The sequence below is a fragment of the Herbaspirillum robiniae genome, from assembly GCF_002213415.1.
Classification (GTDB): Bacteria; Pseudomonadota; Gammaproteobacteria; order Burkholderiales; family Burkholderiaceae_D; genus Herbaspirillum; species Herbaspirillum robiniae.
This window is the reverse complement of sequence record NZ_NJGU01000008.1, coordinates 1-23,386: the sequence shown is the minus strand read 5'-3', so window position 1 is coordinate 23,386 and position 23,386 is coordinate 1. Positions and strand designations below refer to the sequence as shown.

Sequence of the window (23,386 nt, the reverse complement as noted above, 5' to 3'; positions counted from 1 at the left end):
CCGGCTGCCCCGCTGATCCATTTTTTACCGCGCTCCGGCGGCTGGCCCACAAGGGGACAGCGTATCCGGCTCGCCTTCGGCCTCGCGCTGTGTCTTGCTCGCCTTCGGCTTCGCTGTGCTTGCTGCTTGCCTGCGGCTTCGGTTCGGTGATGTGCAAACTACGCCTGCGATATCTTCCTGCAGCATTGGCTCTTCCATCATCTGCTTCTCGGCCTCGGTTGGTGATGTGCAAATTCCGTCTGCGATATCTTCACGCAGCATTTGGCTCTCCCATCATCTGCTTCTCGGCTTCGGTCGGTGATGTGCAGACTCCGCCCGCAATCTCTGCACACCGTACCTCCACCTCCGTCATCCCGGCGAAGGCCGGGATCCAGTGTCGTTCGTCGCCCGACACCGGCAGGTTGATAGCAGAAAAGAAAGTCCCACGTTTCCCTCAGCTTCACTCCGGCCGGCGCGATGCCACCACCGACACGATCGCATTTCTTCACAACCCGCGGGCCGAACATCCAACCGGCGGCGCATCGAATCCCTCCCGCCAATAAAAAACGCCACCGGATCCCGGTGGCGTTTTCGTTTGAAGCGGACTGCGGATTACTTGAACATCAATCGCAGCGAGTCCCATGCGCGGCCGATGAAGCCTGCCGGGCCGACGGACTCCAGTGCGACCACCGGCAGTTCGGCGACGGTCTTGTCGTCGATGGTGACCTTCAGCGTGCCGACCTTGGCGTTTTCCGAGATCGGGGCGATCAGCGGGTCGTTGCGGTCCAGGTGGGTCTTCACCTTGTCGGCGGTGCCCTTGGGGATGGTGATGTAGACGTCGTTCTTGAAGCCGACCTTGATCTTGCCCTGCGAACCCTTCCACACGTCAGGCGTGTCGACCGGCTGGCCCTTGGCGTACAGCTTCACGGCGTCGAAGTTCTGGAAGCCCCAGTTCAGCAGCTTCTGGCTTTCCTGCGTACGAACCTGGTCGGACACGGTGCCGATCACCACCGAGATCAGGCGGCGCTCGCCGTTGGGCACAGGGCGATGGGCCGAGGTGATCAGCGAGTAGCCGGCGCTGGAGGTGTGGCCGGTCTTCATGCCGTCCACCGTCGGGTCCAGCCACAGCAGGCGGTTGCGGTTCGGTTGGGTGATGTTGTTGTAGGTGAACTTCTTCACCGAGTAATAACGCTTGTAGTACTCGGGGAAATCGTTGATCAGGTTGCGGCACAGGATGGCCAGGTCGCGCGCGGTGGTGTACGTGTCCGGGCTGGGCAGGCCGTGCGGGTTGCTGAAGTGGGTGTTGCTCAGGCCCTGGCGCTGCGCTTCGCGGTTCATCAGTTGCACGAAAGCGTCTTCGGTGCCGGACACCGCTTCGGCCACGGCCACGGCGGCGTCATTGCCGGATACCGAGATCAGGCCGTACAGCAGGTTGTCGATCGACACCGGCTTGTTGGGTTCGATGAACATCTTCGAGCTGCTCGGATCCACCTTCCAGGCGTTCACCGAGACGCTGACTTCCTGCTCCAGCGACAGGCGCTTGTCGCGCAGCGCGGCGAAGGCCAGGTAGGCGGTCATCAGCTTGGTCAGCGAGGCCGGCTCGACGCGCATGTCCGGATCGGCCGAGGCGATCACCTGGTTGGCCGAGGCGTCCAGCAGCAGCCAGGACTTGGCGGCGACCGTCGGCGGCGGCAGGGATTGGGCGGAAGCGGTGAGCGTGGTTATGGAAAGTACGGTGGCGGCGAATGCCGCGAGAAGCTTTTTCATCGGTGCCTAAGAAAAAATGCCAGCACGGGGGAACATCGTTGCTGTTGGTTTGAAAATCGGATTGATGCCGGGCGGGTTCGGCTGCCGTCGGCCGGCGCGGCAGATGGAGAACCATCCGGTTGAAACCGCATGACGGATTGCACGCCCGGAATTATAAACGCCGTGCGGCTTCCGTCCCCATTTTGATTGGATCTTCTACCCCGAAAATCCCCTCGCGGAAGCCGCGGTGGCGGCGTTCATCCCATCGCCGCGACGGCGGCCGCAGATCAGGCTTGCGGCGCCGCCGGACGGCGATGCCACATTTCGACCACCACATTCTTGATATGTTGCAGCTTGCGGTGAAAAAAGTGGTCCGAGCCCGGGATCACCACCACCGGCAGTTCCTGCGGGCGCGCCCAGTCCAGTACCGCGGACAGGGGGATGGTGTCGTCCAGCTCGCCGTGGATCAGGATGGTGTTGGCCGGCGCCGGCGGCATCGGCCATTTGCCGGCGGCGGTGCCCACCAGCGCCAGGCGCTCGGCGGCCGCGGCCGGGTTTTCCTGCAGCAGGCGCTGCTGCAGCTGCGCCTGGACGAAGGTGCCGAAGGAGAAACCGCCCAGCGCCAGCGGCAGGTCGGGATATTGCGCGCGCATGTGCTTCAAGAGCAGGGCCATGTCGTCGGTCTCGCCGGCGCCGTGGTCATGCACGCCCTCGGACTTGCCGACGCCGCGGAAATTCATGCGCACGGCCACATAGCCCAGCGCGAGGAAGGTGCGCGCCAGCGTCTGGGCGACCTTGTTGTCCATGGTGCCGCCGAACAGCGGATGCGGGTGGGCGACCAGCGCCAGGCCCACCGGGGCGGGGAAGAGTTCGGCGTCGGGCAGGTCCAGCGCGCATTCGAGCTGGCCGACCGCGCCCGCGATCATGAAATTCTGGGTGTGTGCGTTCATTGCTTGTGGGGTGGGGCTCAGATCTTCAGGCGGTCGACGATCTTGCCGCCGACGATGTGGGTGTCGATGATTTCGTCGATGTCTTCATTGTCGACGAAGGTGTACCAGGTGCCCTGCGGGTAGATCACCACCACCGGGCCTTCTTCGCAGCGCTCCAGGCAACCGGCCTTGTTGATGCGGACTTTGCCCTCGCCGGCCAGGCCGAGCTGCTTGATGCGTTTTTTGGCGTGCTCCTGCGCGGCCTGCGCGCCCTTGTCGGCGCAGCAGGTGCGCTCGCCCGGCTTGCGCTGGTTGAGGCAGAAGAAGACGTGGTGTTCGTAGAAGGGCTTGTCGCTCATGTGCGGTTGGCTCCGTGGATCAGGCGCCGCGTCAGCGCTGCGTCAGCCTTGGCCGGCGCGGCATTGCGGCAAAGGCTCCATGATACACCCCGGTCATTTTTGTTTCCGGTGCACCGGATGGTAGAGGAACCAGATCGCCAGGAAGGGCCACAGCACCGAGAGGAACTGGGCGGCGCCGTCGAAGTTCAGGAACTTGCCCTGCACCCAGGTTTCCAGCGTCGAGATGTAATAGGGGTTGGCCGGCACCGCGTTGGTCGCCGCCAGGCTCAGGATCAGCGCCAGCGCCGCCACCCGGCGCTGGGCGGTGGGCGGCGCGAACGACAGGCCGGCCACCATCATCGCACCCAGCATGATGCCGCCGGCTGCGCTGGGCGAGACCCAGACGAAGGCGTTCTGCGGCGCGAAGAACAGCGCGCAGGCCAGCGACTTCACCGCGATGCAGGCCAGCAGGTAAAGCAGCACCAGCCGGCGGCGCGGCGCCTGGCGCCGCAGCAGCATCAAGAACAGCAACGCGGCGCCGGTCAGGCCGCAGGCGGTGACGATGACGTCGGCCAGCCAATATTGCTCGGCGCTCAGCTGGGCGTTGTTGATCCAGGTGGTGGCAAGGTCGATGGGCGTGTCGAACAGGTCGGAGAAGAAGGACGACAGCGGCGGCACCAGGTGGCCCAGTCCGAACAGGTGGTTCTGCGGGTAGATCAGCGCCAGCGGCCACAGGCCGGCCACCGCCAGGCCGCGGCTGGCCTCGCCCGAGAACCAGCGCCGGCGCATCGCCAGGAAACGGCTCTCGCGCAGGAAATAGCGGCTGCTGAGCGCGCCCAGCATGGCGCCCAGAAACACGCCGGCGGAGTTGGTGATCAGGTCGAGATTGGAGGGCACGCGGGTCGGCAGCCAGGTCTGCACCGCCTCCATGCACGCCGACAGCAGCACGCCGACGGCGGTGGCCGGCCAGATCGCCCACAGCGGGCGCAGGCGCGGATACATCGCCAGCACCAGCAGCGCGCCCAGCGGGGCATAGCCGGCGACATTGGTCCAGACGTCGAAGCCGGTCCAGTAATAAGGCAGGCGCGCGCCGAGATAGTCGAACGGGCCCAGGCCCATGTCGCGCCAGCCGGAAAACGGATACCAGCTGGCATAGACGATCAGCAGCGTGTACACCAACAGGCTCACGCGCGCGAAGGATGATGCGGCGGGAGCGGCGCTTGCCGCCGGGACCGGGGCAACCATGGTGTCGTGCTTGGCTTCCATGGGGCAAGAGGGTAACCGATTTCGGGCTGCGCCGCAGTGGCGCCCATCCCCGCGCGGCCGGCGCGCGGGCTGTTGCCGCAGATGGCCGGATAGGGCCGGAGAACGCCTGAGAGTGCCGGTTTGCGCCCGTCTGCCGGTACAATGCCGGGCATGAACATGACATCCAAGCTGCCTCCGGCGGCGTCCTCCGAACCCGGCGCCGGCGAAGGCCATTCGCTGCTGGTGCATGCCGAGCGCATCGCCACCCTGCTGGCCGGATCCGACAACCCCAACGTCAAGCGCATCGATGTCGAGGCGGTGGCCCGCACCGGCTCCACCAACGTCGACCTGATGCAGCGCCTGCCCAGCCTGCAGCGCCCGCTGCTGCGCGTGGCCGACCGCCAGACCGCCGGTCGCGGCCGCGCCGGCCGCCCCTGGCGCACCATGCCGGAATCGTCGCTGACCTTTTCGCTGGCCTGGCGTTTCGGGCGTCCGCTGCATGCGCTCCTGGGCCTGCCGCTGGCCATCGGCGTGGCGCTGGCCGAGGCGCTCGAGGTGTTCGGCGTGCAGGCGCAGCTGAAATGGCCCAACGACGTGCTGCGCGACGGCGCCAAGCTGGCCGGCATCCTGATTGAAACCGCCGCCGACGGCGGCCGCGGCGACGCCACCTGGGCGGTGATCGGCATCGGCCTGAACCTGGCGGTGCCGCCCGAACTCGAGGCCGAATTGCAGCGCGCCGTCGGCGCCGCACCCGAACTGCAAAAGCAGCCGCGCGAGACCGTGCTGGCCATCATCACCAGTGCGCTGGCCGATGTGCTGGTGGAGTTCGAGCGGCGCGGCTTCGGCGCCTTCGTCGAGCGCTGGCAATCATTCCATGCGTATGCCGGCCAGCAGGTGCGCATCCTCGACAACGGTCGCGTGGTGCATGAGGGCACGGCGGCGGGCGTCGACATGATGGGGCGTTTCCTGATGGATACCGAGGCGGGCCAGGTGGCGGTGCTGGCCGGCGACCTGTCGTTGCGCCTGCAGTCATGAGCGTGGGGCCGCAGATGGTATTGCTGATCGACGCCGGCAACACCCGCATCAAGTGGGCGATGGCCGGGCGCGAACGCGCCGGAGCCGGCCGCTGGCTGCACGAGGGCGCGCTGGCGCGCGGCGATGCGGCGCAACTGGCCGATGCGTGGCGCGCGCTCGGCCCGGTGCATGCGGCCTGGGTGTCCAATGTCGCCGGCCCGGGTTTGCGCGACAGCCTGGAGGCCTCGCTCAAGGAGGCCTTCGGCCCCGGCATCGCGATCGAATGGTTCGCCTCGACGCCTGAGCGCGCCGGCCTGCGCAACGGTTATCGCAATCCCGCTCAACTGGGCTGCGACCGGTTCGCGGCGGCCATCGGCGCGCGTTCGCTGTTCCCCGGGGAAGACCTGCTGGTGGCCACCTGCGGCACCGCGACCACCATCGACGCGGTCAGCGCCGACGGCGTGTTCGAGGGCGGCATGATCCTGCCCGGGCTGGGCACGATGGCGACCTCGCTGGCGCTGTCCACGGCCCAGTTGCCGCAGATCGGCGAGGTGGCGCCGCCGGCCCAGGCCTTCGCCGACAATACCGTGGACGCCATCGTCTCGGGCTGCATCGCGGCCCAGGCCGGCGCCATCGAGCATGCGCTGGCCGAGCGCCGCCGCGCCCGGCCGGGCGGCGCGCTGCGCTGCCTGCTGGCCGGCGGCGCGGGCGCGGTGCTGGCGCCGCATCTGGCGCTGGGCGATGTTCCCCTGGAAAAAGTGGATAATCTGGTTCTGATCGGCCTGCATGCGGCCGCGACCTCAGGCGGCTGAGCCGCCCTTTCATCAAGGCATCAAGGATTCAGGCAAAGGAAGACGACGCGCGGATGAAGCTGAAATTGTTCTTTTGGCTACTGGTGGTGGGCAATGTGGTGCTGTTCGGATTGCAGCGCGGCTATTTGGGCGCGGCCGCGTCCGAGCGCCGGGAGCCGCAGCGCCTGGCGGAACAGCTGCGTCCCGAATTGCTGAGCATCCTGCCGCCCAACAGCGAAAAATTGGTGCCCCAGGTGCGCACGCAAGAGGCGCAAGCCGCGCCCGACGCCGCGGCCAAGCCCGACCAGGCGCCGGCCGCCGGCGCTCCCGCAGCTCCTGCTACTCCTGCCACTCCCGCTCCCGCAGGGGCGACCGCCGCTGCCGCGGCCGCGCCGACCACGCAGGTGGCGCAGGCCGCTCCCGGCGCGCCGTCCTGTACCGAGGTCGGCAACTTCAGCGCCACTGACGCGCGCCGCTTTTCCACTCAGCTGGCCAGCCTCAACCTGGGCGACAAGGTGGTCCAGAAGCTGACCCAGGACGTGACCAGCCACATGGTCTATATCCCGCCGCAAGGTGGCCGCGACGGCGCCGACCGCCGCACCGCCGAGCTGCGGCGCCTGGGCATCGGCGATTTCTACGTGATTCCCGACAGTTTCCCCAATCCGGCGCTGCGCTACGGCATCTCGCTGGGGATCTTCCGCACCGAGGAGGCTGCCAAGGCCTATGTCGGCCAGCTGATCGCCAAGGGCCTGCGCAGCGCGCGCATCATTGCGCGTCGTTCCGGAGCCGGCAAACAGGTGTTCCAGCTGCGTGACCTGAGCCCGGATTCGCGGTCGGCGCTGGAGCGCATCAAGAGCGCCTTCCCGGATCAGGAGATCCGCTCCTGCTCTGCCTGAGCCCGGCGTTGCCGTTCGTGCACAGAGCAAGCATTCCTCACGAACGAATTCTTCTTTCCATGTAAAATCGCGTTCCTCGAATCCACCTAGCCACAGGACTCCGCCATGACCACCGACCTCACCAAAGTAGCGCCCCAGATCAAAGCCGAAATCCTGGCCGAGGCGCTGCCGTACATCCGCAAGTTCCACGGGAAGACCATCGTCGTCAAATACGGCGGCAATGCGATGACCGAGGAAAGCCTGAAGCACGGCTTCGCGCGCGATGTGATCCTGCTGAAGCTGGTCGGCATGAACCCGGTGGTGGTCCACGGCGGCGGCCCGCAGATCGATGCGGCGCTCAAGAAGATCGGCAAGCAGGGCACCTTCGTGCAAGGCATGCGCATTACCGACGAAGAGACCATGGAAGTGGTGGAATGGGTGCTGGGCGGCGAAGTGCAGCAGGACATCGTGATGCTGATCAATCATTACGGCGGCCAGGCGGTGGGCCTGACCGGCAAGGACGGCGGCCTGATCCGTGCGCGCAAGATGCAGATGCCGGACAAGGAAAAGCCGGGCCAATTCCTGGACATCGGCTACGTGGGTGAAATCGAGGCGATCAACCCGGCGGTGGTCAAGGCGCTGCAGGACGACGCCTTCATCCCCATCATCTCGCCGATCGGCTTCGGCGACGACGGCCAGGCCTATAACATCAACGCCGACGTGGTGGCCGGCAAGATCGCCGAGATCCTGCATGCCGAAAAGCTGATCATGATGACCAACATCGCCGGCGTGCAGGACAAGGCCGGCAACCTGCTGACCGACCTGTCGGCGCGCGAGATCGACGAGATGTTCGCCGACGGCACCATCTCCGGCGGCATGCTGCCGAAGATCTCCTCGGCGCTGGACGCGGCCAAGTCGGGCGTGAACACCGTGCACATCATCGACGGCCGCATCGAGCACTCGCTGCTGCTGGAAGTGCTGACCGAACAGGCCTTCGGCACCATGATCCGTTCGCACTGACGGCACCGCGGCTCCCGCTTCCGCACAGGCGACGGGGGCGCGGTTGGCGCCAATACAAAAGGGATGAGCTTGCTCATCCCTTTTTCGTTTGCGCCGGCCTTGTCGGTACTGGTCGTCTGTGCCGACGTCGCCCGCTGTCTGGCGGGCGACCTCAGTAGAGCTGTTCCACTTGCAGGCCCTTGCGCTGGAGCAGTTCCGGCACGCTGCCCGGGCCCACCAGGTGCAGGATGCCGATGGCGGCCACCGCCTTGTCCTGCCCGGCCAGCAGCGCGGCGATGCCGTCGGCCAGGCCGGGGTTGCGCTCGTCCAGCAGGGCGTGGCGGGTGAAGCGGCTGGCGAAGGACTTGTCGTCGTCCATTTCCCGCAGCGCCTGGGCAAAGCCGCCGCTGTCGGCGCGGCGCCAGGCGCCGACCAGTTCGTCGAGCTTGCGGGCGAGGTCGGCGTCATCCAGCTCGTCGAGCGTGTCGCCCAGGAATTGCGCCTGCTGCGCGGCGTCCAGCCGGCTGAAGACCGACATCTGGCGCTCGGCGCTCTCCAGTTCGATCACCTTGCCGCCATGGGCGCGCACCGCGCCGGCGAGATAGCTGTCCACCGCCAGTTCGGGCTTGTAGCCGCCGCTGGCGTACTCCTGCACGGTCAGCGCGGTGGCCAGCATCCAGGGGCGGAAGTTCTGCAGGCGCTCGGCCGGCAACTGGTAGCGCCGAAGCGCCGCGGTGGTGCGCCTGGCCAGTTCGGGCGCCAGTTCCTGCTCATAGCGCCGGCCGTCGGGATAGAGGCCGTGACGTGCGACGGCGGCCTGCAGCGCGCCGGCGTTTTGCGGGTCGAGTTCAAGCGCCAGGGTCGACGCCTGGTCGATGGCGCGCATGATGCGGCTTTCCAGCGGATAGAAATCGGGCGCGCCGACGTGGATGGTGCCGAACAGGTGCAGCGTGTGGCGGCCGTCGGAGATGCGGTACAGCGCGCCGCGCCTGGGTGCGTCGTTGTTGGCGGCCTCCGGCGCCGCCGCCGCGACGTTGCGCGCCGGCAGGTAAAAGCAGAACAGCAGAGCCAATGTCACTATAATCAGTCGTTGCGCAAAACCTTTCACTGCTTGCCTTTCCCTTGTTACCTGGTCGTTTTCCGCCCATCCGGGCGCGGATGCGGCTGGTCTGAATCATGGCGTCAAATACTACACCGCTCTGGCTGTTCGATCTCGACAATACGCTGCACAACGCGTCGCACGCGATTTTCCCGACCATCAACGCCAACATGAACCGCTACATCACACGCGTGCTGGAGGAGGGCGGCCATCCGTCCGACGAGGCCGCGGTGAACCATCTGCGGCGCCACTACTGGAAGCTGTACGGCGCCACGCTTTTGGGCATGGTGCGCCACCACGGCGTGCGCATCGAGGATTTCCTGCACGAGGCCCATCTGTTTGACGACCTGCCGGGCATGGTGCGCGCCGAGCGTGGCATCGGCCGCTGGCTGCAGCAGCTGCCGGGGCGCAAGATCCTGTTGACCAACGCGCCGCGCCGCTATTCGCGCGAGTTGCTGCGACACCTCGGGCTGCATCGTCATTTCTCGCACCACATCTCCATCGAGGCGATGCACGTGCATCGCCAGCTGCGTCCCAAGCCGTCGCGCCTGATGCTGCGCAAGCTGCTGGCGCGCGAGAAGATCAACCCGCGCCGCTGCATCCTGGTGGAAGACACGGTGGACAACCTGAAGACCGCGCGCGAACTGGGCGTACGCACGGCGTGGGTGACCCAGTACCTGATCGGCAATGCGATGCTGGGCCACCTGACGGCGCAGCGCGTGCGCAGCCGCCTGCCTTCCTATGTCGACGTCAAGGTGAGTTCGGTGCGCAAGCTGCCGCGGCGCCTGGCCAAGCTGGGCGCCGCACGCTGAAGCGGCGGGGGAGGGGAGGAAGCAGAGGCGGGCGCGGATTCAATCCGCGCAGTCCGCGCACCAGCCCTTGATGGTCAATTCCACTTCGTGGCTTTGGAAGCCCTTGCCCAGCGTCTTGCGCAGGGCGGACTGCAGCTGGGCGGCGGTGGAGCGGTGCTTGTCGGCGTCGGGCAGCACGGTGGCCAGGAAGTCGGTGCCGTCGCTGGCGTCCAGGCAGAACACGCGCGCGCAGCGGGTGCACTTGAAGTGGCCATGCTGGTGCTGCTTGCCGTGCGAGTGGTCGTGCAGGCCGTGCTCGGGATGGTCGGCGCCGGCGCTGTAGCGGAAGATGCGGTCGTCGCTGGAGATCTTGTGTGCCAGGCCGGCCTCGGTCAGGCAATCCAGGGCGCGATACAGCGTCACCCGGTCCATGCCGGCGAAGCGATCCTGGATATCCTGGTGCGAGGCGGCGCTGCGTGTTTCCAGCAAGGCGCCCAGCACGTTCACCCGCGCCTGCGTCACCCGCACGCCGGCCTCGCGCAGTTGCGACTCCGCCAGCGCGGCCATGGCGGCTGCCTGGTTGGCGTGGCTGCTGGAGAGGGGGGTATCGGCTTTGGCTTTCATGGTCGGCATCGGCGTGGTGAATCAGTCTGCCAGAAGCTGGCTTGGCGCTGCGCGCGCCAGATCAATGGCGCGCGGCGTATTGCTATTTTAGCCCATGCGGGGCAGCCTTTCCCGCTGCGGCGCGGCGGTCTTGGGCCGTGCGTGTTCGCTACGCGCGGGCATTCGCCGGGATTGGCGGGGTTGGTGGTAGTGGCGCTTACTTCGGATCGCTCTTCTTGGCGCGCGGATGGGCCTGGTCGTAGACCTGCGCCAGGCGCTGGAAATCCAGCGCCGTGTAGACCTGGGTGGCCGTAATCGACGCGTGGCCCAGCATCTCCTGCACCGCGCGCAGGTCGCCCGAACTCTGCAGCACGTGAGTGGCGAACGAATGCCGCAGCATGTGCGGATGAACGTCGCTGGCCATTTCCAGCGATTTGCCGTGGGCTTTCAGGCGCAGCTGCGTCACGCGCGGCGACATGCGGGTACCGCGTTCGGTCAGGAACAGCGCGTGGCAATCGGGGCCGTTGTCGGCCTTCACCAGCGGCGCGCGGATCGGCAGCCATGCGCTTATCGCTTCCAGCGCCGCCTTGCCGACCGGCACCTTGCGCTTCTTGCCGCCCTTGCCGGTAACCGTGACTTCGGCGTTTTCCGCATCGATCCATCCCGCCGATTCATAGGCGCCGTCGCGCACATCGGCGATGTCGATCGCGCCCAGTTCGGAAACCCGCAGGCCGCTCGAATACAACAGCTCGAACATGGCGCGGTTGCAGGCCGCCATCGACGACGAGGGATCCTTGCCGGGATCGCTCTGCGACACCAGCCGGACGGCGTCGTCGGCGGCCAGCGCCTTGGGCAGGGGTTTGTTCTTCTTGGGCGCTTTCACGCCGTCGGCCGGATTGGCCTTGAGCTCCACTTCCATCGACAGCCAGGCGAAGAAGCCGCGCCAGGCCGACAACTTGCGCGAGATCGAACGCGCGTTCAGGCCGCGCGCGTGCAGCTGCGCCGCGCATTTGCGGATCTGGACCTGGGTGATCTTGCGCAAATCGGGTTCGGCAGCGCCGGTTGGCGCCTCTTTGGTCGGCGGCCACAGTAGCGCGCACAGCTCCTGCAGGTCGCGCCCGTAATTGTCGGTGGTGTGTTCCGACAGCTTGCGCTGGGAGCGCAAGGAGGAGAGGTATTCCCGGATCAGCGATTGTGGAGCGGTATCCATGCCCATTCGTTCAGGACCGGGGCCGCACCGTCAGGCGCGGCGGCGTCCGGGTTGCGGTGTGTTTCAGCGCAGCAGGCAGGCCAGTGCGGCGCTGGCGGTTTCACCGATGCGGGTGAGGAAGTCGGTGCCCATGTCCGCGGTGAAGCGGTTGGGGTCGGGCGAGCCCAGCACCAGCAGGCCGAAGGCGTCCGGCGATGCGCCCACGCGCAGCGGCAGGATGGCGACCGATTTGACCGAGGCGCCGTCTTCGAGCCAGGTGGCGGCTTCGAAATCCTTGTTCGGTCCGCAGAACGGCGCCGACAGTCCGTTGGCGAAGATGCGGGCGTCTTCCGATACCGACAGGGTGGCCCAGTTGTCCGCGTGGGCTTCGCCCAGCGTCCACAGGCGCACCGTGACTTGCGGCACGTGGAAGATTTCCTTCAATTGATCGACAAGCGCGCGCGGCAGGTCGCCTTCGCCGCGCGTGAGCAGCAGGGCGCGGGTCCAGGCCTGGAACTTGTTGGTGATCTCGTCGTTTTCCTGGGCGATGCGCATCAGGTCGGCCATGTGCAGTTCCTGTACGCGGATCTTCTCGCGCAGGATTTCCATCTGGCGTTCCTGCAGCGACACGGCGCGGCCCATGACCGGGCTGGTCAATTTGACGGTCGACAGCAGCTCGGCATGCTCCTCGAAGAAATGAGGGTGATCGAGCAGATATTCGGCAATCAGATCGGAGTCCAGTTGGGTGGTCATTGCGAGCTTAGTTGTTATGGTGGGACAGGCACGCTGTCTGGCCGGAAGCATTTTGTCATGCCGGCCGGCAAGCCTGAAATTATCGCGAGATTATCCTCGCTATCGGAAACGCTGACAATCGCCTCGGGCGCTTTGCGGGCCTTCCGGCGGCAACTTTGCCGCTTTTTGCGTCCGGGAGCATCCCGGATATGCCAAAAGCGGAAGACGCAAAGGCGGGATGTAAAAGAAGGGTACAGATGAAACGCACAAAAGAAACGGGCTTGCATGATTGCTCATGCAAGCCCGAATCAGTTTCAACTCAAGTCTTGAAGTCCGACATTTTCATGCCGGGTTCAAATCCTTGAATTAGAACTTGTGGCGAACGCCGACGATGACAGCGGTTTGGCTAGCATCGGAACCGGTCGAACCGCCGGTCACGCCCGGGTTGACCAGGTCGGTAGCGCGCATGTTCGACAGGAAGGCGTACATGTCGGTACGCTTCGACAGCCAGTAGTCAGCGCCCAGGGAGATCTGGGTCAGCTTACCCTTGGTGCCGCTGCCGTCGATGTCGGCACGAGCGTGGTCCACAGCAGCCAGCAGCTTCAGGGACGGGCTCAGAGCGTATGCAGTACCGATTTCGTAGATGTCAGCCTTCTTCGAAGCTGCCAGGGTACGGGTACCAGCGGTGAAGCCAGCGGTGCCGACGGTGTTCAGATCTTGCTTGACGCGCGAGTAGTTGGCGTACACGCGTGCCGGGCCGAACTGGTACGAAGCGACCACGTTCAGGACCTTCTGAGCCGAGCTGCCGACGTTGGCGGTGTTGGTGATGACGGTTGCGGTGGTGGTACCAGCAGCCGGGATCAGGCTAACGTCCGAAGGAGTTGCACCAGCCTTGGATTGGTAGTAGTTCAGGCCCAGACCCAGGGGACCGTTTTCGTACTTACCGCCGATGCCGAAGGCTTGACCAGCGGAGGTCTTGCCAGCGGTTTCGCCGAAGCCGTAGATCAGGTTACCGGTGAAGCCACCCAGGTTGGTGGTGGTGTAGCTGATCGAGTTGTTCGAACGAACGCCTTGCAGACGGTTCAGGTTCGAGCCGGAGTTCTGGATCACGCCGCCGAAGTCAGCAACAGCGGTGTATGCCGAGATGGTGTCAGCGTAGTCGGTTTGACGACCAACCAGGACGGTACCGAAGCCGCCAGCCAGACCGACCACCGACTTGCGGCGGAACAGGTTGGAGGAGGTCACGTTGTCGCCGCCTTGCAGGCCGCCGTCATCGTTGGTGAAACCGGTTTCCAGGTTGAACACGGCCGACAGACCGCCGCCCAGATCTTCAACGCCCTTGAAGCCGATACGGGAACCTTGGATCACGCCGGAGTTCAGGCCGAACTTGCTGCCGGTGCCGCCGCCGGGGGCGCCGGTAACCTTGCTGGAGTATGCGATACCGGTATCAACGATACCGTAGATAGTAACGGAGCTTTGTGCTTGAGCAGCACCTGCGAACGCGCCGAGGACGGCCAGTGCCAGCAGAGATTTTTTCATTTGACATCCTTCTATAAAAATAGTCTTGAGGATCCGTACTTCTGGTCGGATGGTGAGACATTAAGGGTTCTCATTTGGCATGGCCGCAGATTGGTCGTTTGGCGGCTGGAATTTTGGTTGAAAGCGTAAAACTACTGACGTAGTGTTGTTTTTTTCAAACGCTTTCCATGCGGATCATGCCGGAGAGGCAGATTTCCGCTTGCAGGGGATGAGTTGTTATCGGTCGCGGCAGGGGAAACTTGATCCGCAGCGTATCGCCTCATGACTTGTTGTTAAAACGATGCATTTATTGTGTTTTGATCGCATTTTTAAAGAAATGTGATTTCTGGTGCATAATTTTGGTTTTCTGACCTAACGTAGAAGGCTGATGGCGAATCGAGAAGATCTGGCAATCATCCGAGCTGCGCGCGCCGGACAGGCCGAGGCGCAGCTGACCTTGGGCAAGCGATACCTGTTTGGCGGCAACGGCTTGCCGCAGAGCCTGGGCACCGCGTTTCACTGGCTGGAGCGCGCCGCGCGCCAGGGTTTGTCCGATGCGTGGATGCTCATCGCGCAACATATCCCCTATGAAGTCGTCATGCCTCTGGCGCAGCCGCAGGAGGCCGCGCAATGGTACGAGCGCGCCTTCGATGCCGGGCAGAGCAAGGCCGGCCTGGTGTTTGCCCGGCTGGTGCTGGGCAACGTGGCGCAGATCAGCGCCGACCTGAAGAGGAAGGCGATCCGGGCGCTGGAAGTGGTCGCGCGCGAAGGCAATCCCGATGCGCAGTGGCTGCTGGCCCAGCAGGGCCGGGATGCCGCGCCCCAGGCGCCGCAATCTGCGGCGACCCCGGCTGATGCCGCAGGCCAACCCGCCGAGGAAGTACATCAATGGACCCAGAAAGCGGCCGATGCGGGTATCGAGCAGGCCCAACATGCTCTTGCCGAGGCTGCCTGGCGTCAATCGGATATTTCCGGATTCGCCCAGCGCGCGCGTCCGCTGGCGGACGCCTTGCTGCGCCAGTATGAATCGCTGATGGCGCAGTTGAATGCGCCGGCCGAGATGCTGGCTTCTAGCCTCGGGACCCAGAACGTCGTGCTGTTGCAGCGCCTGGCGCAGGTGCTGCTGTCGGGAAAGCGTCCGGATCTGCTGCATGTCCAGCAATTGCTGGAATTGGCCGCCCTGGCCAACGACCGGGAAGCGCAACTGGCGCTGGGCCTGCTGTACGGCCGCATGGACGAGCAGGGCGAACGGGTGTTTTCCGGCCAGGGCTCCGCTAACTATAAGAAGGCGATCCGCTGGCTGACGCTGGCGGGCGAGCAGGGCATGGCGCCGGCATGGTATGCCTTGTCGCGCATCTATCTGAAGCCGGAGTTTTCGCAGCGCAATCTGGCCGATGTGCAGCACTACCTGGAGCGCGCCGCCGAAATGGGCCATGTGGCGGCCCAGCTCGAATGCGGCATGAGCGCCTGGCGCAACCGGCGCGACGATCCCGCCAACGACGTGAGGGCACTGTACTGGCTGCAGAAGGCGGCGGCCCAGGGCAGCGGGCAGGCGCAGGCGCTGCTGGGCAAGGTGGCTGATCGTCCGCTGCCGGCCGAATGGGCAGTGCAGGCGCGCGCGCAGCTGACGCGCGAACTGATCAACGCCTATCCGTTCCTGGCCGCGCGTATCGAGCTGGCCACGCTGTTCGGCCTGACGCGGCCGGAGGCCTTGCTGATCGACCTCAAGCAGGCCGACTGCGGCCATTGCCTGATGGTGGATATCCGCGCCCAGTATGCGCGCAGCAAGCGGCGCCTGATCATGATCGAGACCGGGGAAGAGCGCGGCGTGCTCAATCGCATCGGACGCCTTTTCGAGGACGTGGATTGCGGCCCCAGCGGTCCCGAGGGCAATTATCGCCAGCGCCTGTACCGCCTCAAGACGGCCTTGCCGGATGAGGTTGATGCGGGCGAGGAGAACGAGGACCAGCGTATCGAGGCTTGAGTCGGTAACTGCCCGATCATGAAAAACGGCTTGCCATGGCAAGCCGTTTTTCATTGTTTCCGTGAGGTGATTCAGTGCGACGATATCGCCGGCATCAGTCCGGTAGTTCGATTTCGCCTTCGAAGACCGACACCGCCGGCCCGGTCATCATCACCGGGCTGCCCGCGCCGTCCCAGGCGATGCTCAGCACGCCGCCGTGGGTCTGCACGGCTACCGGCGAGTCCAGCAGGCCGCGGCGGATGCCCGCCACCACCGCCGCACAGGCGCCGGTGCCGCAGGCCAGGGTCTCGCCGGCCCCGCGTTCGTAGACGCGCAGGTTGATGTGATGGCGATCGACGATTTGCATGAAACCGGCGTTCACCCGGCGCGGGAAGCGCGCGTGGCGCTCGATCAGCGGCCCGTCCACCAGCACCGGGGCGGCTTCACTGTCGGCCACCACCTGCACCGCATGCGGGTTGCCCATCGACACCACCGATATCCATGATGTCTTGCCGGCAACGTCCAGCGGCCACAGGCTGTCCTGGCCTTCGCTCCGGCTTTCCAGTCCGGCACTGTCGAACGGCACGTCGGCCGGGGTCAGGATGGGGGCACCCATGTCGACCGTGATGCGGCCGTCGTCTTCGAGACGCGGTTCGATCACGCCGGACATGGTCTCAACGCGGATCGCGCGCTTGTCGGTCAGGCCCTTGTCGGTGACGAACTTGACGAACGCGCGGGCGCCGTTGCCGCACTGCTCCACTTCGCCGCCGTCGGCGTTGTAGATGCGATAGCGGAAATCCACGCCGGCGCCGCTTGCTTTCTCCACCACCAGCATCTGGTCGGCGCCGATGCCGAAACGGCGGTCGGCAATGAACTTCCATTGCGCCGGCGTCAGGGAAATGGCCTGGTTGACGGCGTCGAGCACGACGAAATCGTTGCCGGCGCCATGCATCTTGGTAAATTTGATCTTCATGAGTTCATTATAGGGACGAAGGCGCCGTTTCACAGGCGCAGGGCCACGCCGCAACTTACTCGTCGCCGCGCCGGTAGACGTCCGGCGCGCCGGGCGGGCGGGTCTTGAAGCGCTTGTGCGCCCAGAAGTATTCGGCCGGGGTCTCGCGCACGCGCTCTTCGATGAAGGCGTTCATGCGCTCGGTGGCGGCCAGGATGTCGTCGCCCGGATAATCGGTCCAGGCGGGATAGAAGGTGGTCTTCCAGCCCCGATAACCCGGCAGGAAAGTGGTGATGACGGGAACCACCGAGGCACCCGTGGCCGCGGCAATGCGCGCGGTAGCGGTCAGGGTCGCCGCCGGCACGCCGAAGAAGGGTACGAATTCGGCATCGCGGATGCCGAAGTCCATGTCCGGCAGCATGATGAAGGGCAGGCCGTCGCGCATGGCGCGGATGATGGGCTTGACCCCCTTTTCGCGCGACAGCAAGGTCACTGGGCGAAAACGCGAACGGCCCTTGAGGATGGCGTCGTCCACCACCTGGTTCTTCTGGCGCGCATAAATCGTGCAGACCGAATAGTCGGAGTTGAGCACCAGCGCGATGCCGGGAATTTCCAGGCAGACAAAATGCGGGCACAGCAGGATGGTCGGTCCCTTGTCCAGGGTGTCGAAGGGCACGGCCGGTTCTATCTGGATCAGGCGCTTGAGGCGCGACTCCGGCGCCCACCAGAGGATGCCGCGCTCGAGCGCGCTGCGGGCGTAGGCCTGGAAGTGGCGGCGGGCGATCACGCGTCGCTCCTGTTCGGTCTTTTCCGGGAAGCACAGGCGCAGGTTGGTCAGCGTAATGCGCCGGCGCGGCCTCATATAGATATAGAGCAGCCAGCCCATGCCTTCGCCCAGTCGGCCCAGGATCGGCAACGGCAGCCAGTGCAGCAGCCACATCAGCCCGATGAGCGCCTTCATTGCGCCGCTCCCGGCGCCGTCACGCCCGGCGGCACCTTGTAGCGGTTGTAGCTCCATATATACTGCGCCGGGCAGCGGGCGATCAGCTTTTCCATCGCGTGGTTGATGGCGCGCGCCTGCTGCTCGGGCGTGTCGCCGAGTTCGCCTTCGAAGGGCACGAAGCGGATCGTGTAGCCGCGGCCCCAGGAGCGGCGTTCGGCATAGGCCAGGATGATGGGCGCGCCGCTCATTTGCTGCAGCTTGGCCGGCAGCGTCATCGTATAGGCGGGCTTGCCGAAAAAGTCGGCCCATACGCCTTCTCCGTTCTGCGGCACCTGGTCCGGCAGCAAGCCGATCGCCTGGCCGTTCTTCAGCGCCTTGAGCAGGATGCGCACGCCCGACAGGTTGGCCGGCGCCAGGTGCAGGTTGGCGCGGGCGCGGGCGCCTTCGATCAGGGGTTTCAGCGCGGCCTTGCGCGGCGGGCGATACAGCACGCTGAGGCTGGCGTGGCGCGCCACCGATTGGGCCGAGATTTCAAAGCATCCCAGGTGCGGAGTCAGGAAGACGACGCCGGCCTTGGCATCCAGGGCGTCCTGCACCAGTTGCCATTCTTCTATGCGGGCGGTGCGCAGTACCCGCTTCGGGTTGGCGCACCAGATGAACGGCAGTTCGAACATGCCCTTGCCGGCTTCGCCGACTGCTCTATATAGATAGGCGCGATGTCCGGCCAGGGTGATGTTCTGCGTCAGGCGCCGCCGGTAAGAGGGGGAAAGGAGATACACCAGCCAGCCGGTGGCAAAGCCTATGGCATGCAAGGCCGGCAAAGGCAAAAAAGACAGCAGGCGGAATAAAGAAACGAGCATACTTGCCGATAACAAAATACGGGGCGAGAGTCCGCCGCCGAATTGCAGAAAATTGCAAGAGGCGTAAAATAGCACATGCCGTCGAGTTAATGACAACTTGCGAGACGGGGTACAAATATCGCTAAAGCGTCGCAGGCACGACTGAACGATGGGCCGCGCGACATTGGTAAATCGTTTTTCAGTTAGAGGCTTGCATGTCCAACGAATATCTCTTCACTTCCGAATCCGTCTCCGAAGGCCATCCCGACAAGGTGGCCGACCAGATCTCCGACGCGATTCTGGACGCCATCTTCACCCAGGATCCCCAATCCCGCGTTGCCGCGGAGACTCTGTGCAACACGGGCCTAGTCGTGCTGGCCGGTGAAATCACCACGCGCGCCAACGTCGACTACATCGATGTCGCCCGCGAAACCATCAAGCGCATCGGTTACGACAACGCCGACTTCGGCATCGACTACAAGAGCTGCGCGGTGCTGGTCGCCTACGACAAGCAATCCCCGGATATCGCGCAAGGCGTGGATGAAGGCCGTGGCGTGGACCTCGAGCAGGGCGCCGGCGACCAGGGCCTGATGTTCGGCTATGCCTGCAACGAAACCCCGGAACTGATGCCGGCCGCGATCTACTACGCGCACCGCATCGTCGAGCGTCAGTCGCAACTGCGCAAGGACGGCCGCCTGCCGTGGCTGCGTCCGGACGCCAAGTCCCAGGTTACCCTGAAGTATGTCGACGGCAAGCCGGTCGCCATCGATACCGTGGTGCTGTCGACCCAGCATTCGCCGGACATCGAGCAAAAAGACATCCATGAAGCGGCCATCGAGGAAATCATCAAGCCGGTGCTGCCGGCCGAATGGCTGAAGAACACTCGCTTCCTGATCAACCCGACCGGTCGCTTCGTCATCGGCGGTCCGCAAGGCGACTGCGGCCTGACCGGCCGCAAGATTATCGTCGACACCTACGGCGGCGCAGCTCCGCACGGCGGCGGCGCGTTCTCCGGCAAGGATCCGTCCAAGGTCGACCGTTCGGCCGCCTACGCCGGCCGTTATGTGGCCAAGAACATCGTGGCCGCCGGCCTGGCCGAGCGTTGCCAGATCCAGGTGTCCTACGCCATCGGCATCGCCAAGCCGACTTCGGTCATGGTGACCACCTTCGGCACCGGCAAGATCAGCGATGAAAAGCTGTCGCAACTGGTGCTGGAGCACTTCGACCTGCGTCCGAAGGGCATCGTGCAGATGCTGGACCTGCTGCGTCCGATCTACGCCAAGACCGCCGCTTACGGCCACTTCGGCCGCGAAGAGCCGGAATTCACCTGGGAGCGTACCGACAAGGTCGCCGCCCTGCGCGCTTCCGCCGGTCTGTAATCCTGCCGGCGCGGGCGTTCGGCAAGTCCCCGCAAGGGGTTTGCCGAACGCCTTGCCCGCGCTACAATGCACCTCCCGCGAAGTTCTCTTCGCACCGTTCCCGCTTGTGGGCATTGCATGCCGGGAGTTCAGCAGTAAATCTCACAGTGCCTCATTGCAGCAAGGAGCGTTGCGACAGGGAAACCCCTGCCAGGCTTGATGCGATGAACAAGTGATCCCACTTGGCAACCGCGCTCACGTTACTTTTTTTCTGATTTTCTATGAAAGGAGGGCGTGAACAACGCCGTTTCGCCATGACCAATACTTCCCAAGACTACATCATCGCCGACATCGGCCTGGCCGACTGGGGCCGCAAGGAAATCAAGATCGCCGAGACCGAAATGCCGGGCCTGATGGCGATTCGTGAAGAGTTCGCCGCATCCCAGCCGCTCAAGGGCGCGCGCATCACCGGCTCGCTGCACATGACGATCCAGACCGCCGTGCTGATCCAGACGCTGGAAGCGCTGGGCGCCAAGGTGCGCTGGGCCTCGTGCAACATCTATTCGACCCAGGACCACGCCGCAGCCGCCATCGCCGCCGCCGGCACCCCGGTGTTCGCAGTCAAGGGCGAAAACCTGGACGAATACTGGGAATACACCCACCGCATCTTCGAGTGGACCGACGGCGGCTACTCGAACATGATCCTGGACGACGGCGGCGACGCCACCCTGCTGCTGCACCTGGGCGCGCGCGCCGAGACCGACCTGTCGGTGCTGGACAAGCCGGATTCGGAAGAAGCCGTCTGCCTGTTCAACTCCATCAAGCGCTACCTGGCCAAGGACGGCAACTGGTATTCCAAGCGCCTGAAGGAAATCAAGGGCGTGACCGAAGAGACCACCACCGGCGTGCACCGCCTGTACCAGATGCACAAGGAAGGCAAGCTGGCCTTCCCGGCGATCAACGTCAACGACTCCGTCACCAAGTCCAAGTTCGACAATCTGTACGGCTGCCGCGAATCGCTGGTGGACGGCATCAAGCGCGCCACCGACGTGATGGTGGCCGGCAAGGTCGCCATCGTGGCCGGCTACGGTGACGTCGGCAAGGGTTCGGCCCAGGCGCTGCGTGCGCTGTCGGCCCAGGTCTGGGTGACCGAGATCGACCCGATCTGCGCGCTGCAGGCCGCCATGGAAGGCTACCGCGTCGTGACCATGGACTACGCCGCGGAACACGGCGACATCTTCGTCACCTGCACCGGCAACTACCATGTGATCACCCATGAGCACATGAAGAAGATGAAAGACCAGGCCATCGTCTGCAACATCGGCCACTTCGACAACGAAATCGAAGTTGCCGCCCTGAAGCAGTACACCTGGGAAAACATCAAGCCGCAGGTCGACCACGTGATCTTCCCTGACGGCAAGCGCATCATCCTGCTGGCTGAAGGCCGCCTGGTGAACCTGGGTTGCGGCACTGGTCACCCGTCCTATGTGATGAGCTCCTCGTTCGCCAACCAGACCATCGCCCAGATCGAGCTGTTCGTGAACACCTCGCAATATCCAGTGGGCGTCTACACGCTGCCCAAGCACCTGGACGAAAAGGTTGCCCGCCTGCAGCTGAAGAAGCTCAATGCGCAGCTGTCCACGCTAACCCCCGAGCAGGCGGCTTATATCGGCGTGTCGGCCGACGGTCCGTACAAGGCCGATCACTACCGCTACTGATCAGAGCGCGAGTCCGGCTGCCGCCGGATTCGCATCTGATGGAGCGCAGCGCCCGGCCGTCGCGGCAGTATCGCGAAGACCGGGCGTTTTTTCATCTCTTCTTTAATGTCCCCACAGGGGCTGAAAGGAAATGCCATGCGTTTGTTGCTGACCTGGCTGATCAATGCCCTGGCCTTGCTGGCCGTTCCCTACCTGATGCACTCGGTGCAGGTCGACAGCTTTGGCGCGGCGCTGATTGCTGCGCTCATCCTGGGCTTCGTCAACACGATCGTGCGCCCGGTGCTGGTGGTGCTGACGCTGCCGGTCACGCTGGTGACGCTCGGCCTGTTCATTCTGGTGATCAACGGCCTGATGTTCTGGGTCGTGGCGCAACTGGTGGGCGGCTTCCATGTCGCGGGCTTCTGGTCTGCGGTAGGCGGCGCATTGCTGTATAGCATCGTTTCCTGGGCCTTGTCGACGCTGCTGTTGAAATCTGGATCGAACCAATGAGCAAGCATAATTTCAGTATCGAGTTTTTCCCGCCGAAGACAGCTGAAGGCGCGGAAAAGCTGCGTGCCACACGCGCCAAGCTGGCGACCTTGCAACCCAAGTATTTCTCGGTGACCTTCGGCGCCGGCGGCTCGACCCAGCAGGGTACGCGCGACACCGTGTTGGAGATCATTGGTGAGGGCCATCAGGCTGCCCCGCATTTGTCCTGTATCGGCAGCTCGCGTGAAAGCCTGCGTGCGATTCTGGCGGACTACAAGGCCAACGGAGTCAAACGCCTGGTGGCGCTGCGCGGCGACCTGCCCAGCGGCTACGGCGCAATGAGCCAGGCATCCAGCGAGTTTCGCTATGCCAACGAACTGGTGGAGTTCGTCCGCGCCGAGACCGGCGACTGGTTCAACATCGAAGTGGCGGCCTATCCGGAAATGCACCCGCAAGCCAAGTCGCCGCAGGACGATGTGCAGAACTACGTGCGCAAGGTCAAGGCCGGCGCCAACTCGGCGATTACCCAGTATTTCTATAACGCGGACGCCTATTTCCGTTTTGTCGAAGATGCAACCAGGCTGGGTGCGGACGTCCCGGTGATCGCCGGCATCATGCCGATCACGAATTATTCGCAGCTGATGCGTTTCTCGGACATGTGCGGCACCGAGATCCCGCGCTGGGTGCGCCTCAAGCTCGCCAGCTATGGCGATGACACGGAGTCGATCCGCGCCTTCGGCCTGGATGTGGTGACGCAGTTGTGCGAGCGCCTGCTGGCAGGCGGCGCGCCCGGCCTGCATTTCTATTCGCTCAATCAGGCCGCGCCCACCCAGGCGATCTGGCAGCGTCTGGTAAAACAGTAAGCAATAGATAAGGTGTGAAAAAACTGGTACCGCCCCGTCAGGGGCGGTACCAGTTTTGTTTTTGGGGGGGCTGCTTTTAACTGTTCTGCCCGCAAAGCCTTGCCGGCTGCGGCTTTCAGCGGAGATGGCTGGTTCGGGTAGACGTGGTTTTATAAATAATTTCTGATTATTTTCAAAAAGTGCTTGCGTGGGTCAATGGGCGTTGCTATAGTTCGCCCCCTGCTGACGCGACGCACAAAAGCGAAACGAAAGAAGAGCCGATGTGAAGGCGCGAAGCGGAAGGTTTTGAAGAGTTTTTAAATGATTTGTCGAGGTGGGAAGTTAAAAACGCCGAGATAAAAAATTTAAGAAAAGCGTAAAAAAGTAGTTGACGCGATTCAAAAACAACTTCATAATCTCGTTTCTCTGCTGCTGACAAACAAAACGATTTGCCA

At 64.3% G+C, this 23,386-nt stretch carries 24 protein-coding genes and 1 riboswitch; of the genes, 10 read left to right on the top strand and 14 right to left on the bottom strand.

Annotated elements, in window-relative coordinates:
- Window positions 1–24 precede the first annotated feature (24 nt).
- From CEJ42_RS24630 to CEJ42_RS15385, 5 genes are all read right to left on the bottom strand, one after another.
- Entirely contained in the window at window positions 25–261 is a 237-nt protein-coding gene (locus CEJ42_RS24630; protein WP_129587745.1) for a hypothetical protein, read from the bottom strand.
- 330 nt (window positions 262–591) lie between these two features.
- Window positions 592–1,746, bottom strand: coding sequence for a D-alanyl-D-alanine carboxypeptidase family protein (locus CEJ42_RS15400; RefSeq protein ID WP_088751692.1), 1,155 nt, complete (start codon window positions 1,744–1,746; stop codon window positions 592–594).
- 266 nt (window positions 1,747–2,012) lie between these two features.
- Window positions 2,013–2,675, bottom strand: a complete 663-nt coding sequence (locus CEJ42_RS15395; RefSeq protein ID WP_088751691.1) for an alpha/beta hydrolase — start codon at window positions 2,673–2,675, stop codon at window positions 2,013–2,015.
- 17 nt (window positions 2,676–2,692) lie between these two features.
- The gene (locus tag CEJ42_RS15390; RefSeq protein ID WP_079217948.1) at window positions 2,693–3,013 is read right to left on the bottom strand and encodes a (2Fe-2S) ferredoxin domain-containing protein; all 321 of its coding nucleotides are present in this window, start codon (window positions 3,011–3,013) and stop codon (window positions 2,693–2,695) included.
- 93 nt (window positions 3,014–3,106) lie between these two features.
- Window positions 3,107–4,237: a VanZ family protein gene (locus CEJ42_RS15385; RefSeq protein WP_088751865.1), complete on the bottom strand. Its 1,131-nt coding sequence runs from the start codon at window positions 4,235–4,237 to the stop codon at window positions 3,107–3,109.
- 171 nt (window positions 4,238–4,408) lie between these two features.
- On the opposite strand from CEJ42_RS15385, the gene CEJ42_RS15380 reads away from it, so the two are divergent.
- From CEJ42_RS15380 to argB, 4 genes are all read left to right on the top strand, one after another.
- Window positions 4,409–5,272 carry a biotin--[acetyl-CoA-carboxylase] ligase gene (locus CEJ42_RS15380; RefSeq protein ID WP_420840772.1) on the top strand — a complete coding sequence of 288 codons (864 nt, stop codon included), beginning with the start codon at window positions 4,409–4,411 and terminating at the stop codon, window positions 5,270–5,272.
- Between the two features lie 14 nt (window positions 5,273–5,286).
- Window positions 5,287–6,063 (top strand): type III pantothenate kinase, encoded by a 777-nt coding sequence (locus CEJ42_RS15375; RefSeq protein WP_088751863.1) that lies wholly within the window; start codon window positions 5,287–5,289, stop codon window positions 6,061–6,063.
- A 53-nt stretch (window positions 6,064–6,116) separates the two neighbouring features.
- The gene (locus tag CEJ42_RS15370; RefSeq protein ID WP_088751690.1) at window positions 6,117–6,938 is read left to right on the top strand and encodes a hypothetical protein; all 822 of its coding nucleotides are present in this window, start codon (window positions 6,117–6,119) and stop codon (window positions 6,936–6,938) included.
- 105 nt (window positions 6,939–7,043) lie between these two features.
- Entirely contained in the window at window positions 7,044–7,937 is an 894-nt protein-coding gene (gene argB / locus CEJ42_RS15365; protein ID WP_079217951.1) for an acetylglutamate kinase, read from the top strand.
- Window positions 7,938–8,088: 151 nt separating this feature from the next.
- On the opposite strand, the gene CEJ42_RS15360 is transcribed toward argB, so the two are convergent.
- On the bottom strand, window positions 8,089–8,994 hold the full coding sequence (locus tag CEJ42_RS15360; protein ID WP_338064259.1) for a TraB/GumN family protein: 906 nt from the start codon (window positions 8,992–8,994) through the stop codon (window positions 8,089–8,091).
- A 98-nt stretch (window positions 8,995–9,092) separates the two neighbouring features.
- Between CEJ42_RS15360 and CEJ42_RS15355 the strand changes: the two genes are divergently transcribed.
- The gene (locus CEJ42_RS15355) at window positions 9,093–9,827 is read left to right on the top strand and encodes an HAD-IA family hydrolase (RefSeq protein WP_079217953.1); all 735 of its coding nucleotides are present in this window, start codon (window positions 9,093–9,095) and stop codon (window positions 9,825–9,827) included.
- 39 nt (window positions 9,828–9,866) lie between these two features.
- On the opposite strand, the gene CEJ42_RS15350 is transcribed toward CEJ42_RS15355, so the two are convergent.
- The 4 genes from CEJ42_RS15350 to CEJ42_RS15335 form a co-directional block, all read right to left on the bottom strand.
- Window positions 9,867–10,439: a Fur family transcriptional regulator gene (locus CEJ42_RS15350; RefSeq protein ID WP_088751688.1), complete on the bottom strand. Its 573-nt coding sequence runs from the start codon at window positions 10,437–10,439 to the stop codon at window positions 9,867–9,869.
- Window positions 10,440–10,626: 187 nt separating this feature from the next.
- Window positions 10,627–11,619: a tyrosine recombinase XerC gene (locus CEJ42_RS15345; protein ID WP_088751862.1), complete on the bottom strand. Its 993-nt coding sequence runs from the start codon at window positions 11,617–11,619 to the stop codon at window positions 10,627–10,629.
- A 63-nt stretch (window positions 11,620–11,682) separates the two neighbouring features.
- Window positions 11,683–12,351 carry a DUF484 family protein gene (locus tag CEJ42_RS15340; RefSeq protein ID WP_079217955.1) on the bottom strand — a complete coding sequence of 223 codons (669 nt, stop codon included), beginning with the start codon at window positions 12,349–12,351 and terminating at the stop codon, window positions 11,683–11,685.
- Window positions 12,352–12,696: 345 nt separating this feature from the next.
- Window positions 12,697–13,869 (bottom strand): porin, encoded by a 1,173-nt coding sequence (locus CEJ42_RS15335; RefSeq protein WP_088751687.1) that lies wholly within the window; start codon window positions 13,867–13,869, stop codon window positions 12,697–12,699.
- A 367-nt stretch (window positions 13,870–14,236) separates the two neighbouring features.
- Here CEJ42_RS15335 and CEJ42_RS15330 point away from each other — a divergent pair, with 367 nt between their 5' ends.
- Window positions 14,237–15,832 (top strand): tetratricopeptide repeat protein, encoded by a 1,596-nt coding sequence (locus tag CEJ42_RS15330; protein ID WP_088751686.1) that lies wholly within the window; start codon window positions 14,237–14,239, stop codon window positions 15,830–15,832.
- A gap of 94 nt (window positions 15,833–15,926) precedes the next feature.
- Here the strand turns inward: CEJ42_RS15330 and dapF are convergent, their stop codons facing one another.
- From dapF to CEJ42_RS15315, 3 genes are read right to left on the bottom strand one after another with little or no spacing between them, the layout of a single operon-like run.
- Window positions 15,927–16,784, bottom strand: a complete 858-nt coding sequence (gene dapF / locus CEJ42_RS15325; RefSeq protein ID WP_088751685.1) for a diaminopimelate epimerase — start codon at window positions 16,782–16,784, stop codon at window positions 15,927–15,929.
- Between the two features lie 55 nt (window positions 16,785–16,839).
- Entirely contained in the window at window positions 16,840–17,724 is an 885-nt protein-coding gene (locus CEJ42_RS15320) for an LpxL/LpxP family acyltransferase (protein WP_088751684.1), read from the bottom strand.
- Window positions 17,721–18,566, bottom strand: a complete 846-nt coding sequence (locus CEJ42_RS15315; protein WP_088751683.1) for a lysophospholipid acyltransferase family protein — start codon at window positions 18,564–18,566, stop codon at window positions 17,721–17,723. The genes CEJ42_RS15320 and CEJ42_RS15315 overlap by 4 nt, the downstream gene beginning before the upstream one ends.
- A gap of 194 nt (window positions 18,567–18,760) precedes the next feature.
- On the opposite strand from CEJ42_RS15315, the gene metK reads away from it, so the two are divergent.
- From metK to metF, 4 genes are all read left to right on the top strand, one after another.
- Window positions 18,761–19,924: a methionine adenosyltransferase gene (gene metK, locus CEJ42_RS15310; protein WP_088751682.1), complete on the top strand. Its 1,164-nt coding sequence runs from the start codon at window positions 18,761–18,763 to the stop codon at window positions 19,922–19,924.
- A 155-nt stretch (window positions 19,925–20,079) separates the two neighbouring features.
- Window positions 20,080–20,167, top strand: a riboswitch (S-adenosyl-L-homocysteine riboswitch).
- Between the two features lie 50 nt (window positions 20,168–20,217).
- Window positions 20,218–21,621, top strand: a complete 1,404-nt coding sequence (gene ahcY / locus CEJ42_RS15305; protein ID WP_207760439.1) for an adenosylhomocysteinase — start codon at window positions 20,218–20,220, stop codon at window positions 21,619–21,621.
- A gap of 135 nt (window positions 21,622–21,756) precedes the next feature.
- The gene (locus CEJ42_RS15300; RefSeq protein WP_088751680.1) at window positions 21,757–22,110 is read left to right on the top strand and encodes a phage holin family protein; all 354 of its coding nucleotides are present in this window, start codon (window positions 21,757–21,759) and stop codon (window positions 22,108–22,110) included.
- Window positions 22,107–22,952, top strand: coding sequence for a methylenetetrahydrofolate reductase [NAD(P)H] (metF, locus tag CEJ42_RS15295; protein WP_088751679.1), 846 nt, complete (start codon window positions 22,107–22,109; stop codon window positions 22,950–22,952). Before CEJ42_RS15300 ends, metF begins: the two co-directional genes overlap by 4 nt.
- 205 nt (window positions 22,953–23,157) lie before the next feature.
- On the opposite strand, the gene CEJ42_RS25165 is transcribed toward metF, so the two are convergent.
- Window positions 23,158–23,386 (bottom strand): hypothetical protein (locus CEJ42_RS25165; RefSeq protein ID WP_207760438.1); only part of this gene is annotated, 229 nt, incomplete at its 5' end.

Bases quoted from the DNA above. Each gene is read 5' to 3' on its own strand.
- CEJ42_RS24630 (WP_129587745.1), bottom strand. From the start codon at position 261: ATGCTGCGTGAAGATATCGCAGACGGAATTTGCACATCACCAACCGAG.
- CEJ42_RS15400 (WP_088751692.1), bottom strand. From the start codon at position 1,746: ATGAAAAAGCTTCTCGCGGCATTCGCCGCCACCGTACTTTCCATAACC.
- CEJ42_RS15395 (WP_088751691.1), bottom strand. From the start codon at position 2,675: ATGAACGCACACACCCAGAATTTCATGATCGCGGGCGCGGTCGGCCAG.
- CEJ42_RS15390 (WP_079217948.1), bottom strand. From the start codon at position 3,013: ATGAGCGACAAGCCCTTCTACGAACACCACGTCTTCTTCTGCCTCAAC.
- CEJ42_RS15385 (WP_088751865.1), bottom strand. From the start codon at position 4,237: ATGGTTGCCCCGGTCCCGGCGGCAAGCGCCGCTCCCGCCGCATCATCC.
- CEJ42_RS15380 (WP_420840772.1), top strand. From the start codon at position 4,409: ATGAACATGACATCCAAGCTGCCTCCGGCGGCGTCCTCCGAACCCGGC.
- CEJ42_RS15375 (WP_088751863.1), top strand. From the start codon at position 5,287: ATGGTATTGCTGATCGACGCCGGCAACACCCGCATCAAGTGGGCGATG.
- CEJ42_RS15370 (WP_088751690.1), top strand. From the start codon at position 6,117: ATGAAGCTGAAATTGTTCTTTTGGCTACTGGTGGTGGGCAATGTGGTG.
- argB (WP_079217951.1), top strand. From the start codon at position 7,044: ATGACCACCGACCTCACCAAAGTAGCGCCCCAGATCAAAGCCGAAATC.
- CEJ42_RS15355 (WP_079217953.1), top strand. From the start codon at position 9,093: ATGGCGTCAAATACTACACCGCTCTGGCTGTTCGATCTCGACAATACG.
- CEJ42_RS15350 (WP_088751688.1), bottom strand. From the start codon at position 10,439: ATGCCGACCATGAAAGCCAAAGCCGATACCCCCCTCTCCAGCAGCCAC.
- CEJ42_RS15345 (WP_088751862.1), bottom strand. From the start codon at position 11,619: ATGGATACCGCTCCACAATCGCTGATCCGGGAATACCTCTCCTCCTTG.
- CEJ42_RS15340 (WP_079217955.1), bottom strand. From the start codon at position 12,351: ATGACCACCCAACTGGACTCCGATCTGATTGCCGAATATCTGCTCGAT.
- CEJ42_RS15335 (WP_088751687.1), bottom strand. From the start codon at position 13,869: ATGAAAAAATCTCTGCTGGCACTGGCCGTCCTCGGCGCGTTCGCAGGT.
- CEJ42_RS15330 (WP_088751686.1), top strand. From the start codon at position 14,237: ATGGCGAATCGAGAAGATCTGGCAATCATCCGAGCTGCGCGCGCCGGA.
- dapF (WP_088751685.1), bottom strand. From the start codon at position 16,784: ATGAAGATCAAATTTACCAAGATGCATGGCGCCGGCAACGATTTCGTC.
- CEJ42_RS15320 (WP_088751684.1), bottom strand. From the start codon at position 17,724: ATGAAGGCGCTCATCGGGCTGATGTGGCTGCTGCACTGGCTGCCGTTG.
- CEJ42_RS15315 (WP_088751683.1), bottom strand. From the start codon at position 18,566: ATGCTCGTTTCTTTATTCCGCCTGCTGTCTTTTTTGCCTTTGCCGGCC.
- metK (WP_088751682.1), top strand. From the start codon at position 18,761: ATGTCCAACGAATATCTCTTCACTTCCGAATCCGTCTCCGAAGGCCAT.
- ahcY (WP_207760439.1), top strand. From the start codon at position 20,218: ATGACCAATACTTCCCAAGACTACATCATCGCCGACATCGGCCTGGCC.
- CEJ42_RS15300 (WP_088751680.1), top strand. From the start codon at position 21,757: ATGCGTTTGTTGCTGACCTGGCTGATCAATGCCCTGGCCTTGCTGGCC.
- metF (WP_088751679.1), top strand. From the start codon at position 22,107: ATGAGCAAGCATAATTTCAGTATCGAGTTTTTCCCGCCGAAGACAGCT.